The following is a 17017-nucleotide window of genomic DNA, read 5'->3' on the forward strand; positions in this document are numbered from 1 at the left end:
GATGTATTTATCTCATCGATAACTTGCTTTGAGGCAAGCCACAAATGTTCAGTACAGGTTTTGGCCGGTTTCTTGAGGTAAAATCATCCGTATTCCCTTTTTTGTTGGGTTAATGTGTTGTTGCTAATGTTTCATTTTGGTTAATGAACTGTGCAGGAAAAAAATAACATTTCTAAGTGAGCGCTATTTTGAGCTTACCACCTTATTAATCAATGGGTGTAAGGGTCATTTTTAGAAAAAATGGTGATAGGATTCGGCGCCTCGCATCAGGTATTGATCGCACAGAAGGCGCTTCTTGCTGTTTTTATAATATCGGCTGAGCCATCTTCCTTTTGAGAAAATTGCTCAATTTGCGTTTAACCTGGTTTCACTGTCTGACGATAAAGTGCTATTTAAAAAGCATCCTAGTTGGCTCATTTTAAGAAAGATGTTGTTTGTTTTATGAAAAATCAAAATACAGGCTATCAAAAATCGCCTTCCTCCTTGTTTGTTTATCCGCATATGAGATTGGCTTTTATTCTTCTCATTACCTGTTTTGCTGCTTGGGGAGTGGCTGCAAACATGACGGACCCACTGGTAAAAGTGTTCAGTAAAATTTTCACTATGAGCACGTTTGAATCGGCGTTGGTGCAGTTTGCCTATTATGGTGCCTACTTTTGCTTAGCGTTACCTGCGGCTTTTATTAATGCTAGGTATTCATATAAAGCGGGTGTATTAACAGGGCTTGGCTTAGCTATTTTAGGGGCTTTTGCGTTTTATCCTGCAAGCGTGTCTATGACTTATGGTTTTTTCTTACTGGCGTTGTTTATCCTAGCGGCAGGCTTGTCTATTTTAGAGACCTCAGCGAACCCTTTTGTTATGGCAATGGGGCCGGAGGGGAGTGCGACGCGGCGTTTGAATTTGGCGCAAGCTTTTAATCCAGTGGGCACCAATATAGGGGTATTTTTAGCAGCGACCTTGATCTTACCGAACTTAAATCCAGCTACAGCAGAGCAAAGAGCCAATATGACGCCAGAGCTCTTAAGAAGCATTCAGTCGACTGAATTAAATGCCGTCATGATGCCCTATGTTGGTATGGCATTTGTGCTCGTTGTCATTTGGTTGCTGATTTTTTTAATGCGCTTGCCAAAATCTACTTCTGAAGTTGCTGTCGCGAAGGCGGATCATACACCAATGGTGGATTTTTCCGCGACTTTGGGTCGTTTACTGAAAAGACGTCAATATCGTTGGGGTGTCGTGGCTCAGTTCTTTAATGTGGCGGCGCAAACTTGCACTTGGACTTTTACTATTCAATATGTGCAAAAAAGTTTGGGCATGAGCGAAGTGAGTGCTTCCGATTACTTGCAATATAGTTTGATTCTCTTTTTAGTATCGCGATTTGTTATGACTTGGTTGATGGGGTTCTTTCGTCCTGCTGTATTGTTGGCGATATTAGCTTTGTCGGGCTCGTTATTGTGTTTATATGCTGCCTTTTCACCTGGTATTACTGGTATTTGGGCCATTGTTGCGGTTTCAGCATGTTTGTCGTTGATGTTCCCTACCATTTACGGAATTGCTTTAAATGGTTTGGGTAATGATACTAAATTTGGCTCTGCAGGTTTAGTTATGGCGATTCTTGGTGGTGCCATTATGCCGCTTGTACAAGGTGCTGTGATTGATACTTACGGTGCTGTTATTTCTTATGTTGTGCCAGCCGTATGTTTTTTAGTCGTGGCGAGTTATGGCTTATTTACTATAAAGAGGGCTCAAGATTAACGGGTACATTTAGCTCTATAAAGTTAAGACTAATTGGATTGGCCTCGCATATTGCGGGGCTTTTTTTAGTTGGTTGATCTTTTAAATTTGGCTGATCTTTTAATTTAGCTATTTTTCATCATCTTCACAGGGCTACCTATTAAGTAACTATTCATTTTATGAATGGTATTTTCATATTTGTTAATTTCCAATAAAACTTACCTTGGGGTATCTTTGGCTCGAAAATACAATAAATATAGGTGACAACAATATGGCAACATCTGAAAATACTCTGCGTGCGATTGCAGAACTTTCCCAGATTTTTGGGGATCGCTTACTCACCACAAAGGTCGTACGTAGCCATCATGGACAAGATGAATCGTGGCATAAAGAAGCGCTGCCAGATGCTGTTTTAATGGCCCATGAAACAGAAGACGTAGTGAAAGCCGTCAAGGTTTGTGCGAATTACAATATGCCAATAGTCGCTTTTGGAGCGGGCTCATCTGTAGAAGGTCAAGTGATACCTATCCAAGGCGGATTGACCATTAATTTTACGGAAATGAACAAGGTTCTTGATATTAGAACCGAAGATTTTGATGTCAGCGTACAACCTGGCGTTACTCGTAAACAATTGAATATGGAGTTGCGCTCTATGGGGCTGATGTTCCCTGTTGATCCAGGAGCAAATGCGACCATTGGAGGCATGACATCGACGCGTGCTAGTGGGACGACCAGTGTACGCTACGGTACTATGGAAGATAATGTCATCTCACTTACAGTTGTTACTGCGGATGGGCGAGTGATCAAAACGTCTCAACGCGCTCGAAAATCCTCGGCGGGGTATGACTTAACGCACCTTTTTGTAGGATCAGAAGGAACTCTGGGTATTATTACTGAGATCACTTTGCGTCTTCATCCGATACCTGAATCGATTTCATCTGCCGTGGCCTCTTTTCCTGATATTGCCTCCGCGGTGAATGCGGTCATCACTACCTTGATGTATGGTGTGCCGATTGCACGTATCGAATTGCTCGATGGGCTTGCGATTGAAGCGGTCAATACATATTTAAAAAGCTCCCATGACGTGAAACCAACTTTATTTTTAGAGTTTCATGGCAGCGATTCATCCGTTAAAGAGCAAGCTGAAATTGTGGGTGATATCTGCTCAGAGTTTGACAGTGCGAACTTTATTTGGAAAACATTGGAAGAAGATCGAAACGCGCTTTGGGAAGCACGTCATAATGGCGCATTGGCTGTTATGTCTATGAGGCCAGGGGCCGAATTGTTGGCGACAGATGTGTGTGTCCCTATCTCTAGATTGGCTGAAATTATTGAAAAATCACAAAAGTATCTTCAAGAAGATGGTATTTATGGGCCTTTGATGGGCCATGTCGGTGATGGTAATTTCCATTTTGTGATTCCTGTAGATCGATCGAATACAGAAGAATTTGCTAAAATTAAAGCTTTTTGCTCTAGGTTGGCTTCGGATGCGATTTCTATGGACGGTACTTGTACAGGTGAGCACGGTATCGGTTTAGGGAAACAGTCACTACTAAAAGATGAGTTAGGAGAATGTGTGGATTATATGCGATTGATTAAACAATCTTTTGATCCAAACAATATTATGAACCCAGGAAAAATATTTTCTCTTGACGCTTAGTAAGCTTACTAAACGTCGCTGCCGTTACTCTTGACCCTTCTTCCGCTTAGGTTAGTATTGAGTCAACTTCTTACGATTATTCTCTATTTATATGTATAAAAGGGAGGCGTGTCGGTTGAGTTTTTTACTGAAAGGGTCAGTTTCTTTTACCAAACTCAGATCGTCATATTCGACTGTTTTAGGATCGATGTTAATACTTGTATTCTATGGGGTATTTCTGGATTGAGCTCTCTAAGCCGTTATATTCCTAAGATTGAGGTAGCGTCAGGCCGTGAAATAATAACGATCGAATTAGCTGGTAGTACTGTCTTCGGTTTTATGGATAGCCGTTCCAGTGTTGAACAACGTAAGTCTCTTAGAGTGGCTCGTCATGGGGGCGCACTTTCTTGGAATAACGATTATTCAAAACTCCCTGCTCCGATCCTCATTTTTATGTGGTCTATGCGGCTCTCTATTTAGTAGGAGTCGTATTTGTTAAAAAAAGAGTGCAAGTTGGATGATTTTATTGGTTCGGTAGCTGAGATTAAATTCACTTAAGTGTGTAAAAATACGCTAACATAGAAGGTTATTCTCCTAGCTTTGAGCCCTATATAAATGACCACTGTTACCACTCCCACAAACTTTACTGAACTTGGCCTTATTGCCCCTTTATTAGCTCGATTAACTGAGCTAAATTATAAAGTACCAACACCCATTCAGGCGCAGACTATCCCACGTGTTTTAACCGGGTATGACGTAATTGCAGGCGCCAATACTGGGTCTGGTAAAACGGCGGCTTTTGCTTTGCCCCTTTTACAGCATTTACACGTTGAAAAGTCAGCGAGTCATGTTGGCAATGAGAAGGGTAACTATGTAACTCGACTGGTTTTGGTTCCAACTCGTGAGCTTGCTAAACAAGTCGCCGATAATATCAAATCCTATTCTGTGCATTTTAACGGAGCCATTAAAACACTGGCTATTTTTGGTGGTGTTTCCATAAACAGACAAATGCAGACTTTAAGTGGTGGCGCCGATATATTAGTGGCAACACCGGGACGATTACTGGATTTGATTTCAAATAATGCGGTTAAGTTAGATAGGGTAAAAACCTTGGTTCTAGATGAAGCGGATAGGATGCTGAGTTTAGGCTTTGCAGATGAGATAGCGGAACTGCTTGCGTTGATGCCCAAGAAAAAGCAAGTATTGTTATTTTCAGCTACCTTTCCAGATCAAGTGACGTCTTTCACTCAAGGCTTGCTTAATAACCCTATTGAAATACAGCTCCAAAGTGCCGATGCCAGCACCTTAGTACAGCGTGTATTTACAGTGAACAAAGGGCAAAAAACCGCTGTTCTAGAGCACCTGATTAAGCAGTACCAATGGCGACAAGCGTTGATTTTTGTGAATTCTAAAAACAGTTGTAATCACTTGGCCGACAAGCTGTTTAAACGCGGTATTACCGCAGAAGTGTTTCACGGGGATAAGGCTCAAGGCGCTCGAAGCCGTGTTCTTGATGGCTTTAAGAATGGTGAGCTTGATGTTGTTATCGCAACCGATATTGCCGCTCGTGGTCTAGACATAGCAAAACTGCCAGTGGTAATTAATTTTGATTTACCAAGAAGCCCAGCCGATTATATGCATCGTGTTGGTCGTAGTGGTCGGGCTGGTGAAGTAGGCTTAGCTATCTCACTTATTGACCATGAAGATTATCATCACTTTAAAGTAATCGAAAAAAAGAACAAAATCTGGCTTGAACGCGAGCAAATAGAGGGTTTTGAAGCGGATGCCGCTTTAGCTGACTTCGTCGAGAAACCGGTCGCTAGGCCTGCAGGCCATGGTAAGAAAAAAGCAAAATAAAAAGAGACAGCGCTGAGTGTTTTTGCTCAGCTCTGTCTCGTTATTACTGATAGGGTGATAGAAATAGCTTATACAAGGTTTGTTAAGTTATACCCTATCTTCTTGTTCCAAAACGGCAATATTTTTATCGGAAATCAGTGGGCCAGTGTGGTGAATAAATTCGTGGCTGTCATCACTGTATTCGTGGTTTGTTATAAAGTTTAGTAAACAGCTGCTGTAATTTGCCTGTGCTTTTGCTAGATGTTTGCCGTCATCGCTACGAACAAATATGGTATCACCGACAGAAAATTCACCACGAACTTCAACTAAGTCATGACTGGTTAGCTGTGCGCTATTTTCATCAAGTGGGTATTCAAAGTCGCCTTCAATAACCAACTCACCTTGCGCTCTTGCTGTGTGAGTCATCCAGTGCAGGTCGGTTTTCATGGGCATGTCATAAGGTGTGAAAATCGTTCCTGGGTTATTGCCCTGAATTAGCTGTTCAAATGAGCCTTCTTTGAAACCATTAATAATATAGGTGCTTAGTCCGTGAGATGTGGCTTTTTCAGCGGCTTCAATTTTAGTTTTCATGCCTCCAGTGCCAACACTGCTGTGTGCACCACCTGCCATATCATGAATGCTTTGATCAATTTGGGCTACTTGTTTGATCAACTTTGCATCTGTGTGGATATTGGGGTTTTTGTCATATAAACCGTCAACATCTGAGCAAATGATGAGTGAATCAGCATCTGCTGCCGCGGCAACCATAGCGGATAAATTGTCGTTATCTCCAACTTTCAAGGCATCGGTTGTTACCACATCATTTTCGTTGATTATTGGAAGAATGCCATGGTCAAGTAATTCAAAAATAGTGCTGCGAACACTGTCATATCGTTCTTTATCTTGCAGGTCACCATGAGTCAGTAAAATTTGGGCCGCTGGAAAATCAAAGAAGCGGTCCCAGGTTGCCATCATTTCATTTTGTCCTGCTGCGGCCATGGCTTTTTTGGTCGCTAATGAAGGGTTTTCAATATTGCCAAAAAAATGAGCTCCAGCGGCAACAGAGCCTGACGATACAAGAATAACTTGTATGTCCATATCTCGACACTGCAAGATGAATTTTGCAATGTGCAGTAAATAACGGGAGCTGCATCCTTTTTTCTCTGGTGCAATTAATGCGCTTCCTACTTTTAATACAATTCGTTTCCATTGATAGTTTGTCATATGTCCTCTTTTTATGGACAGCTTGTAACCTCAATTATAAAAGAGATTTGCTGTAATTGATGATTATTACAAACAAGTGTTTGTAATACTTACATTTCAAGGGGAGGGGCAGTTCGTTTAAATAATGTCATCACTTAGCCGAGAGCCAATTTAATGCTATCGGAATTGTCTAAGTTTGATTTAAAGACCGCCGCCTAACTCCTTAAGTGAAGGGTGTATCGCGAAAAGAAGTATAACATATTTAGTTTTAGACTTGTATGGCTACTTATTTTGAGGTGTTTTTCTCTAAAATTCGGTCGGTACCGTCTTTGCGAAGTGCCGTAAAGTCTAAATCTTAGTAACAGGATTTGAGAACACTCATTTTTTAAGTTTCATGGTTTGATCTCAGGCTAGATGGATTTTTACATTGAGTGAAAGGCCATCAAATGTTACTATTTTCACCCGTCCTAATACACACATAGTTGTGTTATTCATACTCATACGAACATTCAATTTAAGGCGGGTTTAACACTCATGGCGACACGATATATTTTCGTCACAGGCGGCGTTGTTTCTTCTCTTGGCAAAGGTCTAACGGCTGCCTCTCTTGCTGCAATTCTTGAATCCCGTGGTTTAAAAGTAACCATGCTTAAATTGGATCCTTATATAAACGTTGATCCAGGTACAATGAGCCCGTTTCAACATGGTGAAGTTTTTGTAACGGATGATGGCGCAGAGACCGATCTTGATCTTGGTCATTATGAACGTTTTATTTCTACTAAGATGAGTAAACGTAATAACTTCACGACAGGCCGAGTCTATCAACATGTTTTGAAAAAAGAGCGTCGTGGTGATTACCTTGGTGGTACGGTTCAGGTTATTCCTCATATTACCGATGAAATCAAACGTCGTGTATTGCTTGGTGCGGAAGGTGCAGACGTTGCTTTGGTTGAGATTGGTGGTACGGTGGGTGATATCGAATCACAACCATTTTTAGAAGCCGTTCGTCAGTTAAAAGTAGAGCTAGGTTCCCATAGAGCCATGTTTATGCATTTAACATTGGTGCCTTATATTCGTACGGCGGGTGAAACGAAAACCAAACCAACGCAGCATTCTGTTAAGGAATTGCGTTCTATTGGTATTCAGCCTGACATCTTGATTTGTCGTTCAGAAGTATCGATTGAAGCGCCAGAGCGCAAGAAAATCTCTTTGTTTACCAGTGTGGATGAGCGAGCGGTTATCTCCTTACCTGATGCTGAAACTATTTACAGCATTCCCTCTATCTTGAATGATCAAGGCTTAGACAGCTTGATTGTTGAGCGCTTTAATTTAGACTGTGGTATCCCTGATATTACTATCTGGAATAAAGTAGCCAAAGCCAAGTTGAACCCTGAAAAGCAAGTGAATATTGCTATGGTAGGGAAATACATGGAATTGCTTGATGCGTATAAGTCTCTTATAGAAGCGATGGATCATGCTGGCATTCATGCTCGTACAAAAGTTAAGTTGCATTACATTGATGCCGAAAGTATTGAAACCAATGGTACTGATGTATTAAAAGATATGGATGCTATTTTAGTGCCAGGCGGTTTTGGTGAACGTGGTGTCGAAGGGAAAATTCAAACGGCTCAATATGCCCGTGAAAATAAAATACCGTATTTAGGTATCTGTTTAGGTATGCAAGTAGCGGTAATCGAGTTTGCTCGTAATGTGGCAAAACTTGAGGGTGCTCACAGTACAGAATTCAATTTGAAAGCAGAGAACCCAGTCATTGGTCTAATTACTGAATGGACGAATGCAGAGGGTTCCAAAGAGATCCGGTCAGAGGAATCCGATCTAGGTGGAACGATGCGCCTAGGTGCTCAAAACTGTAATTTGCTAGAAGGGTCGAAAGCTCAACAAGCATACGGTAAGTCAGTTGTGAGTGAACGTCATCGTCATCGTTATGAAGTAAATAACTATTATCTTACAGAATTAGAGACGGCAGGTTTAACGATTTCAGGTCGTTCTGAAGATAATTCTTTGGTTGAAATGGTTGAGATTAAGGATCACCCTTGGTTTGTTGCTTGCCAATTCCACCCTGAATTTACGTCATCGCCTCGTTATGGCCATGGATTGTTCAGTGCATTTGCTCACGCTGCATTAAAGTATGCGGGTAAAGAAAAATAGTTCTAAAAAATAAGCCCGGATAGTATTCATTCTTAAACGTTTAATTTATTAAAAGGTGTGTTATGAGTCAGATTGTTGATATCAAAGCGAGAGAAGTATTAGATTCCCGTGGGAACCCGACTGTAGAAGCCGATGTTATTTTAGCTGATGGTTCTTTTGGTTCAGCGTGTGCTCCTTCAGGTGCGTCTACAGGATCTCGTGAAGCGCTTGAATTACGCGATGGTGATAAAGCTCGTTATCTAGGTAAAGGTGTATTGAAAGCGGTTGCGGCTGTTAATGGTCCTATTCGTGATGCATTGCTTGGCAAAGAGGCAATTGCTCAAGCTGAATTAGATAAAATCATGATTGATTTAGATGGCACTGTAAATAAATCAACTTTTGGTGCGAATGCTATTTTGGCTGTGTCCCTTGCGGCGGCAAAAGCGGCCGCGGTATTTAAGAAAGTGCCTTTATATGCGCACATTGCCGATATCAATGGCACGCCTGGTGTCTATTCTATGCCTGTACCTATGATGAATATCATCAATGGTGGTGAGCACGCAGATAACAACGTTGATATTCAAGAGTTTATGATCCAACCGGTCGGTGCACCTAACTTTCGCGAAGCATTGCGTTACGGCGCTGAAATTTTTCATGCCTTGAAAAAAGTGTTGAGTGATCGTGGTTTAAGCACGGCCGTTGGTGATGAAGGTGGTTTTGCGCCAAATCTTGCATCGAATGCTGAAGCCTTAGCGGTGATTAAAGAAGCCGTAGCGAATGCGGGTTATGAATTAGGTAAAGACATCACTTTAGCGATGGATTGTGCTGCATCTGAGTTCTATGAAGAGGGCCAGTACAACTTAAAAGGTGAAGGAAAGGTCTTTTCTTCTGAAGGGTTCTCTGATTATTTGGCAGATCTTTGCGAACAATACCCAATAGTTTCTATTGAAGACGGTTTAAATGAGTCCGATTGGGAAGGTTTTGCTTATCAAACTAAGATTCTTGGGGATAAAATTCAATTAGTGGGTGACGATCTTTTTGTTACTAATACTAAAATTCTTAAGCGCGGTATTGATGAAGGCATTGCCAACTCAATTTTGATAAAATTCAATCAGATTGGCTCTTTAACAGAAACACTTGAAGCAATTCGAATGGCAAAAGCCGCTGGTTATACGGCCGTTATTTCTCACCGTTCTGGTGAAACTGAAGATGCGACTATTGCTGATTTAGCTGTTGGTACGGCTGCGGGGCAGATTAAAACGGGTTCGTTATGCCGTTCTGATCGAGTATCTAAATACAACCAATTGCTACGTATTGAAGAGCAATTAGGCGCAAACGTGGCTTATAACGGATTGTCTGAGATTAAAGGTCAAGCTTAGTTTATTGAACCTATTTTAAGAAGGGAGAACCTGTGTTCTCCCTTTTTTTGTTAGAGACAATCAATAATTAAGAGTGTTTAAAAAATAACTTGAATGTGATGTGTTTGAGAAGAGTATGTGGCGTCTTGTATTTCTGGTTTTTTTAGTTGTTTTTGGTTATTTGAGCTACCAGTTAGTCTATGGTGAGCAAGGTATTAAACGTCAAGAAGAGCTAGCGAAGCAAGTTCAGTATCAAGAAAACAAAAACCAAAGGCTGTTGCAGAGAAATGACGCTTTACGTGCTCAAGTTGAAAACCTGAAAAAAGGTAAGGATGCTATTGAAGAGCGCGTGAGAACAGAGCTTCAGTACATAAAAGAAGGCGAAGTCTTTTATCGGATAGTGGATCAATGAAATATTCTTCAATATGGGTGATTGTACCAGCGGCTGGAGTGGGTAAGCGCATGCAGTCTACTACCCCCAAACAATATTTAAAACTGGGTGAGCGAACGGTATTAGACCATACATTAATGCAGTTGTTGTCTCATGAAAATATTGCCGGTGTCGTTTTGGGAATAGGTGCAGAAGACGATTATTGGCCTGACTCCTTATGGTATGGTCACGCTAAAGTGATGCCCTTTATTGGAGGGAAAGAACGATCTGATACGGTCCGATTGGGGCTCGAATATTTAATGCAGTCATCCCATCTTAGTAACGAATTTGTATTGGTGCATGATGCAGCGAGACCTTTTATTACGCACGAATCAATTAATGCCTTATTGGCTAATACGTCTTCCCATGGCTGTCTTCTTGCGATTCCTGCTAAAGACACAATCAAGGAAAGCGCTTTTGACAAGGGTGTTCCATCCGTTAAAAGAACGATCGATCGCCGTCTTATCTGGCAAGCCCAAACGCCTCAAAAATTTGTCATTCAAGCGTTAATTCAAGCTCTTAAAAATGCCGAATCTTCAACATCTGAAATTACCGATGAAAGTTCAGCCATGGAGTTATCGGGTTATCAACCTGAACTTGTTGAAGGGGATGCCAGTAACTTTAAAATTACACTTCCAATAGACTTAGTGATTGCTAATGCTCTTTTGTCTTATGATGCATCATGTTAGTTCGTATGATTAAACGCTTGCAAATATGGCCTGTTGATTTATTCAGTTAAAAATAGTTTACAAATCAGTAATAGGAGAAAAAATAATGCAGCCTTTTAGGATTGGTCATGGCTTCGATGTGCATAAGTTTGGAGTGGGAGAAGAGATTGTTATTGGTGGCGTTAGCATTCCATATGAAAAAGGGTTAGAGGCGCATTCTGATGGTGATGTTGCTTTGCACGCATTAACTGATTCTTTATTAGGAGCCGCGGGTTTAGGCGATATTGGCAAGCACTTTCCTGACACTGAAGCGGAGTACAAGGGCGCTGATAGCCGTATTTTATTGCGTCATGTCGTAGAGTTATTGAAAGAAAAACAATATTCAATTGGTAATGTTGATGTCACTATCATTGCTCAGGCGCCAAAAATGTTACCTTATATTGACTCAATGCGCGCCAACATTGCGGCTGACTTAAATGTTGAATTGAATCAGGTTAATGTTAAAGCAACAACCACAGAAAAACTGGGTTTTACAGGCAGGAAAGAAGGCATTGCGGTTGAGGCTGTGGCTCTCATTGTCTCCCAATAAAGCTCGGCTTTATCTATTTTCTTTATGAAACGGTGTTTTTCACGTTACTTTCTATCTGATCTAGGTCTATAAATACATGAATACAGATTGGCATTATGCATGGACAAAACCCACTTTGACAGGGGATTTAAAAACCACCCCACAAGACTTTTATGTTGAAGAAGTTTTAGGCTTTGAACCAGATGGTCAAGGTGAGTTTGTTTTTGTGTTTATCGAAAAGGTGGGGGTAAATACTGATTATTTAGCGAAACGTTTAGCCAGCTATGCTGATATTGACCCTGTAAAAGTGACTTATAGCGGGGTAAAGGATAGACACGCTTGCACTCGGCAATGGTTTTGTTTGCATTTGTTGGGGAGGGACGTGGATTTCGCCGACTTGATGTATGGGTTTAGAGACGATGAACACGTTAGGGTGCTGAAGGTTACACGCCACTCTAAAAAATTAAGAATAGGTTCACACAGAGAAAACCGTTTTATTATTCGAATACGTTCTCTACAAGGGGATCTAATCGAATTAGAAAACAGACTTTCTTTAGTTAAAATGGCTGGTGTGCCAAATTACTATGGTGCCCAGCGATTTGGGATTAATGGAAATAATTTAGAGAATGGTGCGCGCTGGCTTGAACATGGCCGTAAGGGAAAGAAAAGATTAAGTAAAACAGAGTCTTTTTGGCTATCCGCCATGAGATCTTGGTGTTTTAATCAGGCATTAAGCGACCAACTTGCGAATGGCAGTTGGAACCGTGTTTTTATTGGTGATATTGCTCAAGAAACAAATAGCTCGGTTCAATTCCGTATTAAAAGTTTATCGCCTGGGCTGATGCTGCGCCAAATGACGATGAAGGTTCAGCCCGTCTTGCCGTTAATAAGTCAAGGCTGGCAAGATGGAACGAGCGATAAGCGAGCCCTCATGATAACCCAATCACTTGCTTCTAATGAGGATGTTGTTGAAGGGCTATTGAATTTGGGGTTATCAAGAGACAGTCGAGTTTCTCGTTTAAGCCCAAATAATATGGAATGGGAATTGATTCATAAAAACTCAGCGCCTTCTGAGCTCTTGATGCAATTTTCTCTTCCAAAAGGCGCATTTGCTACTAGCGTATTACGTGAAATAGTAGCGGTTAATGATTGTTCAGTAGAGAAACATGATGCGAGTTTTGATTTCAAATGATGATGGTATTGAAGCGTTAGGGGTTCAAACTCGTTACCGAAAATTAACACTTTCATATGAATGTGTCTTAGTGGCCCCTGATCGAAATTGCAGCGGTGCCAGTAACTCACTGACATTGCGGCGTCCTTTACAGGCAAAAGCGATTCGCAATAATGAATACAGTGTTGATGGAACACCTGCGGATTGTGTCAATTTAGCCTTATCAAAGGTGGTCGATGGCCAATTTGATGTGGTTATTGCAGGCATCAATCACGGCCCTAATCTAGGGGACGATGTTATTTATTCTGGTACGGTTGCTGCGGCCACGGAAGCACGCCACTTAGGGAGACCTGCTATTGCCATTTCCTTGGTTGGTGCGGTTCATTTCGAGTCGGCGGCACAAGTGTTGGAAGATATTCTACAAGACAGTCACTCATTAACATTACCAAAAGGTGTATTACTTAATGTGAACGTACCTGATCTACCTTATGATCAAATAAAAGGCATTAAAATTACGCGTTTGGGGTATCGAAAAAGTCCTCAGCCTGCTATCTCAGCACAACATCCAAAAGGGGTTCCCTGTTTTTGGATTGGTGGTTTGTCAGAGCCGCACGATGGGAGTCTTGGGACTGATTTTTGGGCTGTTGATAAGGGTTATGTTTCTATAACACCTCTGCATATTGACATGACCTGTTATCAAGTACTGTCTTCATTGGAGCAGTGGGCTTCTAAGGTGCTGATATGACGATAGAGCATTTGCAATATCTTAAGCACTCTAACTCCAAAGCGTCAAAAATGGTAACAGAGTTACAGCAAAAAGGCATTCATCACGAAGCGTTACTGCAGCTTATGTTAACGATTCCTCGACATGATTTTGTTGAGTCAGCGTTCTCTCATTTGGCGTATTCGGCCACACCGCTACCAATAGGGAAAAGCCAAACCATCAGTCAGCCATTGACCGTTGCTGTTATGACCCAGTGGTTATTGAAATATTCTCGATTGGGGAGAGTATTAGAAGTTGGTACTGGTTCTGGTTATCAAACGTGTATTTTGTCGCATTTTTTTAATAAAGTTCATACGATTGAGCGACAAAAAAGTTTATTTGATACCGCTCATCAGAGGTTGTCTAAAATGGCCATTCGCAATGTTGAGTTTCATCATGGTGATGGTCATTTAGGTTGGCCCACAACCTTAAAGGTGGATGCGGTGATTGTTACTGCGATGGCGAATAAAGTTCCTCTGGCGTTAACCGATTGCTTGAAAGACAAGGGGATTCTCATAATGCCTCTTGATCAGCCAGAACCCATGATAGGGTGTTGGCAAAAATTAAATGATCAATGGAAGCGTCTCGAAGACGGTCCTGCTCAATTTGTTCCAATGTTAGAAGGGTTAGTCTGTGATTAGTTGGGTAAAGGTTTATTTAAGCGGCCTATTGATGGGAATGGCTGATATTGTGCCTGGTGTGTCCGGTGGAACTATGGCGTTTATTTTAGGCATTTATGATCGTTTGATTAATGCATTAAGTGGCGTAAATAAAACCAGCATGAACTTATTGTTGAAATGCGATTTTAAAGGTTTATGGAATCACTTTGACTTGGGTTTTCTATTGGCTTTGGGTGGCGGTATTGTTACCAGTATCGTTTTATTCGCACAAATAATCACCTATTGGTTAGCTACTTATCCCACTTATTTGTGGAGCTTTTTCTTTGGTTTAATACTGGCTTCTTCCGTCTTGCTACTCAAGCAAATAGACGCCTTTAATGTGCGTATTTTGTTGGTTTTATTTCTGGGGGTTGGCGCTGGAAGCGTTGCATCTGTTCTTGTGCCTGCTGAGTTTAATGTGACTTACAGTATGATTTTCTTTTCTGGAGTGGTGGCTATTTGTGCCATGATTCTACCGGGCATTTCGGGGAGTTTCTTACTGTTATTGATGGGGATGTATGAAACGATCATAACGTCAATCAAATCAATGCAGTTAGATGTTATTATGACTTTTGGACTCGGCGCTTTAATTGGTTTAATGAGCTTCTCAAAGCTGCTTAAATGGTTATTGTCTACTTATAAAGCACTGACTTTAGCTTTTTTGACCGGTGTTATGCTAGGTGCATTAACTAAGGTGTGGCCATGGAAAGAAACGCTAGAATGGCGCCATGTGGGGGAGAAAAAAATTCCTATTATTGAGTCATTGGTTTTACCATGGCATCTTGAAAACTATCATTTTGTGGGTGATTTCGTTTTCCCAATGATGTGTGTTTTTGCTGGTTTAATAGGTGTCTTTCTCATTAATTACATATTTTTACCAAAAGTTAAGTAGATAGACAAAAGTCTACTTCTATTAATACTATTTAGGAGAATGCTTGTTACTAATTCGCTTGCGATGTAAAAAAATAATTAAGACGATTCCTATTTTTGTCGCCATTTTGATCGCGCTTCAATTATCCGGTTGTGCGTCTGATAGCTTCCATTATCAAAATGGGAGCTCTCAATCTACGTCTAATAATGCGCAAGTGTCTGCTTTACCTAAAAGTGGTTACTATCGAGTAAAGAAGGGCGATACCTTGTTTGCAATTGCTTTTCGCTATGGAATTGATTATCGAAAACTTGCTCAGGCGAATCGTATACCTTCTCCGTATGTCATTTATCCACAACAAAAAATTCGCTTAAATGTCTCTTCAAGCTCATCGGTTGTGGCTTCTACCGCATCAAATTCAAAAGCTAAAATTGCGATTGCTTCTCCTAAAAAACAAGCCGATGGTGCAAAAAACAGTATTAAGAAAAAAGTGAATGGCTCTACAAAAAACACCAAATCTAGCCCTATTCCTACAAAAAACACTCTAAAATGGCAGTGGCCAATTAAGGGTTTTGTTGTTAGAGGCTTTTCAAATGCTGGTGTTAGTAGTAAAGGTATAGATATTAAAAGCGATATTGGCAAGCCAGTACAAGCAGCAGAGGATGGTATTGTTGTTTATTCAGGGAATGGCTTAATTGGTTATGGGAACTTGGTGATCGTCAAGCATAATGACGAATATTTAAGTGCCTACGCCTACAACAGAAGTATTTTAGTAAAAGAACAGCAAGTGGTAAAAGCAGGTGATTCTCTAGCAATTATCGGAGGGAAGGGTGAAGAAAGGCCATTATTGCATTTCGAGATTCGTCGAGATGGCCAACCGATAGATCCATTAACAGTGCTGCCAAAGCCCTAGATATTTGGTCTTGGTAGTCTAAGGAGGTACTTATGACAACGCTGGACCGAGATAATAAAAATGCACTATTAGGCAATGAAGATGAGAGCGATCTAGAGGTGGGCTCTGACGCCTTGTTGGAAGACGATGCGTTTGATCTAGCGGTTAGCTCGCGCTATTCATCAGAGGAAAGCAGTAAGAATATAGACGTGACGCAACTGTATCTCAATGAAATTGGGTTCTCTCCGTTATTAACTGCAGAAGAAGAAGTCTACTTTTCCCGTAAAGCCTTACAGGGTGACGAACCTTCTCGTAAAAGAATGATCGAGAGTAACTTGCGATTGGTGGTTAAAATCTCTCGTCGTTATTTGAATCGTGGTTTATCTTTATTGGACCTTATAGAAGAAGGTAATTTAGGATTAATTAGAGCCGTTGAAAAGTTTGATCCTGAAAGGGGTTTTAGGTTCTCAACCTATGCTACTTGGTGGATACGTCAAACGATTGAACGCGCTATTATGAATCAAACGAGAACGATTCGTCTGCCTATTCATGTTGTTAAAGAGCTAAACGTATATCTAAGAGCGGCTCGTGAATTAACTCAGAAGCTTGACCATGAGCCTACACCAGAGGAAATTGCAGAGCTGTTAGATTGCCCTGTGGCGGGTGTTCAAAAAATGTTGAAGCTTAATGAAAGGGTGAGTTCTATAGACTCACCAATGGGTGGTATGGACTCTGATAAGAGTCTTGTAGAAATACTGGCAGACACTCAACACATCGGCCCTGAGAGTGATCGTCAGGCAAGTGATGTATTGCATAATATCGATATTTGGCTTGACAGTTTAAATGAAAAGCAAAGAGAAGTTATTGCTCGTCGATTTGGCCTCAGAGGATTTGAGGCAAGTACCTTAGAAGATGTGGGTGCTGAAATTGGGTTAACTCGTGAAAGAGTTAGACAGATTCAGGTTGAGGCGCTTAAAAAGTTAAGGATGATGCTGGATAAACAGGGTTTAACCCTTAGTGATGTTTTGCAAGTTGAAGAAATCTAAGCAAACGCATCAAGGCCAAAGTAAACGCTGTGTG

16 protein-coding genes are annotated in these 17017 nt (G+C 41.1%); 15 read left to right on the forward strand and 1 reads right to left on the reverse strand.

All coding sequences use genetic code 11. The annotated features are described in order from the left end of the window. Nucleotides 1–441: 441 nt before the first annotated feature. The 4 genes from fucP (at nucleotide 442) to IEZ33_RS04845 (ending at nucleotide 5230) form a co-directional block, all read left to right on the forward strand. Entirely contained in the window at nucleotides 442–1755 is a 1314-nt protein-coding gene (fucP, locus tag IEZ33_RS04830; protein ID WP_191602576.1) for an L-fucose:H+ symporter permease, read from the forward strand. Between the two features lie 250 nt (nucleotides 1756–2005). Then, nucleotides 2006–3394 carry an FAD-binding oxidoreductase gene (locus IEZ33_RS04835; protein ID WP_191602577.1) on the forward strand — a complete coding sequence of 463 codons (1389 nt, stop codon included), beginning with the start codon at nucleotides 2006–2008 and terminating at the stop codon, nucleotides 3392–3394. A gap of 108 nt (nucleotides 3395–3502) precedes the next feature. Beyond that, entirely contained in the window at nucleotides 3503–3853 is a 351-nt protein-coding gene (locus IEZ33_RS04840; RefSeq protein ID WP_191602578.1) for a hypothetical protein, read from the forward strand. Between the two features lie 135 nt (nucleotides 3854–3988). Further along, nucleotides 3989–5230, forward strand: coding sequence for a DEAD/DEAH box helicase (locus tag IEZ33_RS04845; protein ID WP_191602579.1), 1242 nt, complete (start codon nucleotides 3989–3991; stop codon nucleotides 5228–5230). Between the two features lie 87 nt (nucleotides 5231–5317). Here the strand turns inward: IEZ33_RS04845 and proB are convergent, their stop codons facing one another. Continuing rightward, nucleotides 5318–6433, reverse strand: a complete 1116-nt coding sequence (gene proB, locus IEZ33_RS04850; protein ID WP_191602580.1) for a glutamate 5-kinase — start codon at nucleotides 6431–6433, stop codon at nucleotides 5318–5320. Between the two features lie 513 nt (nucleotides 6434–6946). Here proB and IEZ33_RS04855 point away from each other — a divergent pair. From IEZ33_RS04855 to rpoS, 11 genes are all read left to right on the forward strand, one after another. Further along, complete coding sequence (locus tag IEZ33_RS04855) at nucleotides 6947–8581, forward strand: CTP synthase (protein ID WP_191602581.1); 1635 nt, start codon at nucleotides 6947–6949, stop codon at nucleotides 8579–8581. A gap of 62 nt (nucleotides 8582–8643) precedes the next feature. Further along, nucleotides 8644–9939 carry a phosphopyruvate hydratase gene (gene eno / locus IEZ33_RS04860; RefSeq protein WP_191602582.1) on the forward strand — a complete coding sequence of 432 codons (1296 nt, stop codon included), beginning with the start codon at nucleotides 8644–8646 and terminating at the stop codon, nucleotides 9937–9939. Between the two features lie 115 nt (nucleotides 9940–10054). Beyond that, nucleotides 10055–10330 (forward strand): septum formation initiator family protein, encoded by a 276-nt coding sequence (locus tag IEZ33_RS04865; RefSeq protein WP_191602583.1) that lies wholly within the window; start codon nucleotides 10055–10057, stop codon nucleotides 10328–10330. Further along, complete coding sequence (ispD, locus tag IEZ33_RS04870; RefSeq protein WP_191602584.1) at nucleotides 10327–11037, forward strand: 2-C-methyl-D-erythritol 4-phosphate cytidylyltransferase; 711 nt, start codon at nucleotides 10327–10329, stop codon at nucleotides 11035–11037. Before IEZ33_RS04865 ends, ispD begins: the two co-directional genes overlap by 4 nt. Before the next feature lie 85 nt (nucleotides 11038–11122). Beyond that, on the forward strand, nucleotides 11123–11605 hold the full coding sequence (gene ispF, locus IEZ33_RS04875) for a 2-C-methyl-D-erythritol 2,4-cyclodiphosphate synthase (protein WP_191602585.1): 483 nt from the start codon (nucleotides 11123–11125) through the stop codon (nucleotides 11603–11605). Between the two features lie 76 nt (nucleotides 11606–11681). Beyond that, complete coding sequence (gene truD, locus IEZ33_RS04880; protein WP_191602586.1) at nucleotides 11682–12776, forward strand: tRNA pseudouridine(13) synthase TruD; 1095 nt, start codon at nucleotides 11682–11684, stop codon at nucleotides 12774–12776. Beyond that, nucleotides 12754–13500, forward strand: coding sequence for a 5'/3'-nucleotidase SurE (surE, locus tag IEZ33_RS04885; protein ID WP_191603542.1), 747 nt, complete (start codon nucleotides 12754–12756; stop codon nucleotides 13498–13500). The genes truD and surE overlap by 23 nt, the downstream gene beginning before the upstream one ends. Then, nucleotides 13497–14159: a protein-L-isoaspartate(D-aspartate) O-methyltransferase gene (locus IEZ33_RS04890; protein WP_191602587.1), complete on the forward strand. Its 663-nt coding sequence runs from the start codon at nucleotides 13497–13499 to the stop codon at nucleotides 14157–14159. Before surE ends, IEZ33_RS04890 begins: the two co-directional genes overlap by 4 nt. Beyond that, complete coding sequence (locus tag IEZ33_RS04895) at nucleotides 14152–15069, forward strand: DUF368 domain-containing protein (RefSeq protein WP_191602588.1); 918 nt, start codon at nucleotides 14152–14154, stop codon at nucleotides 15067–15069. The genes IEZ33_RS04890 and IEZ33_RS04895 overlap by 8 nt, the downstream gene beginning before the upstream one ends. 43 nt (nucleotides 15070–15112) lie before the next feature. Further along, complete coding sequence (locus IEZ33_RS04900) at nucleotides 15113–15958, forward strand: peptidoglycan DD-metalloendopeptidase family protein (protein WP_240009636.1); 846 nt, start codon at nucleotides 15113–15115, stop codon at nucleotides 15956–15958. Nucleotides 15959–15990: 32 nt separating this feature from the next. Then, nucleotides 15991–16983 (forward strand): RNA polymerase sigma factor RpoS, encoded by a 993-nt coding sequence (gene rpoS, locus IEZ33_RS04905; RefSeq protein ID WP_191602589.1) that lies wholly within the window; start codon nucleotides 15991–15993, stop codon nucleotides 16981–16983. Nucleotides 16984–17017: the final 34 nt, after the last annotated feature.

Origin of the sequence: Marinomonas algicola (assembly GCF_014805825.1) — a bacterium.
GTDB lineage: Bacteria > Pseudomonadota > Gammaproteobacteria > Pseudomonadales > Marinomonadaceae > Marinomonas > Marinomonas algicola.